Source organism: Thiohalocapsa sp. (genome assembly GCF_019695415.1).
Classification (GTDB): domain Bacteria; phylum Pseudomonadota; class Gammaproteobacteria; order Chromatiales; family Chromatiaceae; genus Thiohalocapsa.
In genome coordinates this window covers 1-3,825 of the sequence record NZ_JAIFKJ010000243.1, presented here as the reverse complement: position 1 = coordinate 3,825, position 3,825 = coordinate 1, and the positions used below count along the sequence as shown (strand labels likewise).

Sequence of the window (3,825 nt, the reverse complement as noted above, 5' to 3'; positions counted from 1 at the left end):
GTGGGTCGGTGGGCCGGTGGGGGGGGGTGCGCGGGGGGGGGGGGCGGCGGGGGGCGGGAGGGGCCGGGGGGGCAAGGGGGTGGGAAAGGGGGCGGGGGGGGGGCGGGGGAGCGCGGGGGGGGTCCGGGTCGGCCGGTTGGCGTTGCCCGTAGTCGACGCTGAGGGCGTGGCAGCGCAGGCCCCGTGCCCTGGCGATGGCGAGGGCGGTGGCGGAGTCGAGGCCGCCGGAGAGCAGCACGACGGCGGTTTCGGTATTGGAACTGGGCATGGCGCTGGCGCCGGGTGCGCTTTGCATGATGCTGGGCTGGGGCCTGCAGCCACCCGGCTGCGGCCGGGCCGACAGCAAAGCGGGCGGGTGGTCCCGGTGCCGGCCGAGAGCCGGCACCAACGGGCCTCAGCCGTCGGTGTGGTAGCCCTGGATGCGCTCCACCTCGTTGCGGGAGCCGAGGATGACGGGCACGCGCTGGTGCAGGTCCTCGGGCTGGATGTCCATGATGCGCTGGGTGCCGGTGATGGAGCCGCCGCCTGCCTGCTCGACGATATAGCTCATGGGGTTGGCCTCGTAGAGCAGGCGCAGCTTACCGCCCTGGCCCTTGGCGGCCATCTTGGAGTCCACGGGGTACATGAAGACGCCACCTCGGGTGAGGATGCGATGCACTTCGGCCACCATGGACGCGATCCAGCGCATGTTGAAATCCTTCTCGCGCGGGCCTTCCTTGCCGGCCAGGCACTCGTCCACGTAGCGCTTGATGGGCGCCTCCCAGAAGCGACTGTTGGAGGCATTGATGGCGAACTCCGCGGTATCAGCCGGGATGGTCATGTTGGGGTGGGTCAGGATGAACTCGCCGATGTTCTGGTCCAGCGTGAAGCCGTTCACGCCCTTGCCCGTGGTGAGCACCATCATGGTCGACGGGCCGTAGAGGGCATAGCCGGCGGCGACCTGCTGGGTGCCGGCCTGCAGGAAGTCCCGCACCGTGGGCTTGTCCACGCCGCCCGGGCAGCGCAGGATGCTGAAGATGGTGCCGACGGACACGTTCACGTCGATATTGGAGGAGCCATCGAGCGGATCGAAGGTGATCAGGTACTTGCCGCGCGGATACTGCTCGGGGATCTGATAAACATCGTCCATTTCCTCGGAGGCCATTGCCGCCAGGTGGCCGGCCCACTCGTTGCACTGGATGAACATCTCGTTGGAGAGCACGTCCAGCTTCTTTTGTGTCTCGCCCTGCACGTTCTCGCTGCCCGCACTGCCGAGGGCGCCCACCAGCGCGCCGTGGTTGACCTGGTTGCTGATCATCTTGCAGGCGGTGACGATGTCGTTGAGCAGCGCGGTGAACTCGCCGGTGGCGCCTGGAGCCTTGTGCTGCTCTTCGCTGATGAATTGGGTGATGGTGGTGCCGTGATCCATGGGTGTGGAACCTCGTTTGCTGGGGAGTCTCTGTTACTCGGGAGTCTCTGGGGGGACGAATGGCCCGGTGCCGGAGCGCGCGGGCGGTGGCTGTGCTGATGCGGCTTGCACCGCAGAACTCCTCAGTATAAGGGCACACTTCCGCGCATTCGACGTGGATTCGCAGTCGCTCGCGCTGCCGCGCCTCGCCGACATGGGCTGCGGTATCCTGTGGGCTATGGCTGCGCCGCCCGGAAATGACCGATGAGCACACCGACAGCCGCCGATCAACCCATCTGGACACCCGCGCCGGAGCGCGCCGCCGCGAGCCGCATGGCCGCCTTCACGGCCGCCGCGGAGCGCGCCAGCGGGCGCCGCTTTGCGGACTATGCGGCACTGCATCGCTGGTCGGTGCTGAATACGGAGACCTGCTGGGCGCTGCTCTGGCAGTTCCTGGGGCTGCAGAGCGCAGTGCCTTGGAGCCGCGTGCTGGAGCACCCGGAGCGCATGCCCGGCGCCCGCTGGTTCCCGGAGGCGCGCCTCAACTTCGCCGAGCACCTGCTGCGCCATGCCGAAGCGCGGCACGATGACATTGCCATCGTCTTCCGCTGCGAGAACGGCCAACGGGAGTCGCTCACTTTCGGTGCCCTCTGGGCACAGGTCGGCGCCGTGGCGGGCTGGCTGCGCCAAGTCGGGGTCGGGCCAGGTGACCGCGTCGCCGCCATCCTGCCGAACCGCCCGGAGGCGATCGTCGGCATGTTGGCGGCGGCGAGTATCGGTGCTGTGTGGTCGTCGGCGTCCCCAGACTTCGGCGTCAACGGCGTTCTGGACCGCTTCGGACAGATCGAGCCCAAGGTGCTCATCGGTGTCGACGGCTACCACTACGCCGGCAAGCATATCGACCTCCGCGAGCGGCTCGGGCAGATGCTGGCGGGGCTGCCATCGGTGGAGCAGCTGGTGCTGGTGCCATGGCTTGCGCCGGATGCGCCTCAGCCGGCCAGCAAGCCCGCACACCTGTGGCCGGACCTGCTTGAGACGCACTGGGGCAGCCCGCTGCTGTTCGCACCGCTGCCCTTCGACCATCCGCTCTACATCCTGTTCTCCTCCGGCACCACCGGAAAACCGAAGTGTATCGTCCACGGCGCCGGCGGCACGCTGATCCAGCACTTGAAGGAGCTGGCCCTGCACACGGACCTGGGGTCAGAAGACCGGCTCTGCTACTTCACGACCTGCGGCTGGATGATGTGGAACTGGATGGCGAGTGCACTGGCGCTCGGCACACGGCTGGTGCTGTTCGACGGCTCACCCTTCCACCCAGGGCCCGAGGTGCTCTGGGACTTGGTGGCGGAGGAAGGTGTGACGGTCTTCGGTACCAGCGCCAAGTACCTCTCAGCGCTGGAGAAGGCGGGGGCCGAGCCGGCCCGCACCCATGACCTGATGGCGCTGCGCACCCTGCTCTCCACCGGCTCGCCGCTGGCGCCGGAGTCCTTCGACTACGTCTATCGTGCCGTCAAGGGCGACCTGCTGCTCGCCTCCATCTCCGGTGGGACGGACATCGTGTCCTGCTTCGCCCTGGGCAACCCGATGCTGCCTGTGTACCGGGGCGAGCTGCAGTGCCGAGGGCTCGGGCTCGCCGTGGACGTCTTCGACGACGCCGGCAACCCGGTGGTGGGCGAGCGCGGCGAGCTGGTCTGCACACAGCCCTTCCCCTGCATGCCGGTGGGGTTCTGGAATGACCCTGACGGCAGCCGCTACCGCGCCGCGTACTTCCAACGCTTCGCTGGTCCGAATGGGGGCATCTGGACCCACGGCGACTTCGCCGAGCTCACGCCCCGCGGCGGACTCGTCATCCACGGCCGCTCCGATGCGGTGCTGAACCCAGGCGGCGTGCGCATCGGCACCGCGGAGCTCTATCGCGTGGTGGAGGGCATGGACGCGGTGCTGGAGGCCATCGCCGTGGGCCAGGACTGGCAGGGGGACCAGCGCATCCTGCTGTTCGTGGTGCTGCGCGAAGGCCTCACTCTGGGTGACACCCTGGTGGCCGAGGTGCGTCGGCGTGTGCGCGAGCAGCTGAGCCCGCGGCACGTGCCGGCGGAGATCCGGCAGGTGGAGGCCATCCCACGTACCCGCAGCGGCAAGATCGTGGAGCTGGCCGTCGCCGACGTGATCCACGGGCGGGAGGTCAAGAACCGCGAGGCATTGGCGAACCCGGAGGCCCTGGACGCATTCGCGGCGTTCACTTGGACATGAGCGTCGGGAGCCTGCGTCATTGACGCCAGTAGACAACAGACCGGCTAGGGAGATGCTGATGTATTGGGCATCCTGCCCATAAATCCGACGGGCGTCCTGCCCCGCACGGGAAGCGCCAATCAATCGGCGCTTCCCTAGGGAGATGCTGATTTATTGGGCATCCTGCCCAAAAATCAGACGGAGCCGGA

General features: G+C 68.1%; 2 protein-coding genes and 1 pseudogene. 1 reads left to right on the top strand and 2 read right to left on the bottom strand.

Going from position 1 to position 3,825, the window contains the following annotated elements; translation table 11 throughout:
* Window positions 1-139: 139 nt before the first annotated feature.
* Both I6U14_RS06865 and I6U14_RS06860 read right to left on the bottom strand, forming a co-directional pair.
* Window positions 140-268 (bottom strand): annotated as a pseudogene (locus tag I6U14_RS06865) (7-cyano-7-deazaguanine synthase); the annotation flags it as partial.
* A gap of 126 nt (window positions 269-394) precedes the next feature.
* Window positions 395-1,408 (bottom strand): class 1 fructose-bisphosphatase, encoded by a 1,014-nt coding sequence (locus I6U14_RS06860; protein WP_296897961.1) that lies wholly within the window; start codon window positions 1,406-1,408, stop codon window positions 395-397.
* 243 nt (window positions 1,409-1,651) lie between these two features.
* Here I6U14_RS06860 and I6U14_RS06855 point away from each other — a divergent pair, with 243 nt between their 5' ends.
* Window positions 1,652-3,637: an acetoacetate--CoA ligase gene (locus I6U14_RS06855; protein WP_296897959.1), complete on the top strand. Its 1,986-nt coding sequence runs from the start codon at window positions 1,652-1,654 to the stop codon at window positions 3,635-3,637.
* Window positions 3,638-3,825: the final 188 nt, after the last annotated feature.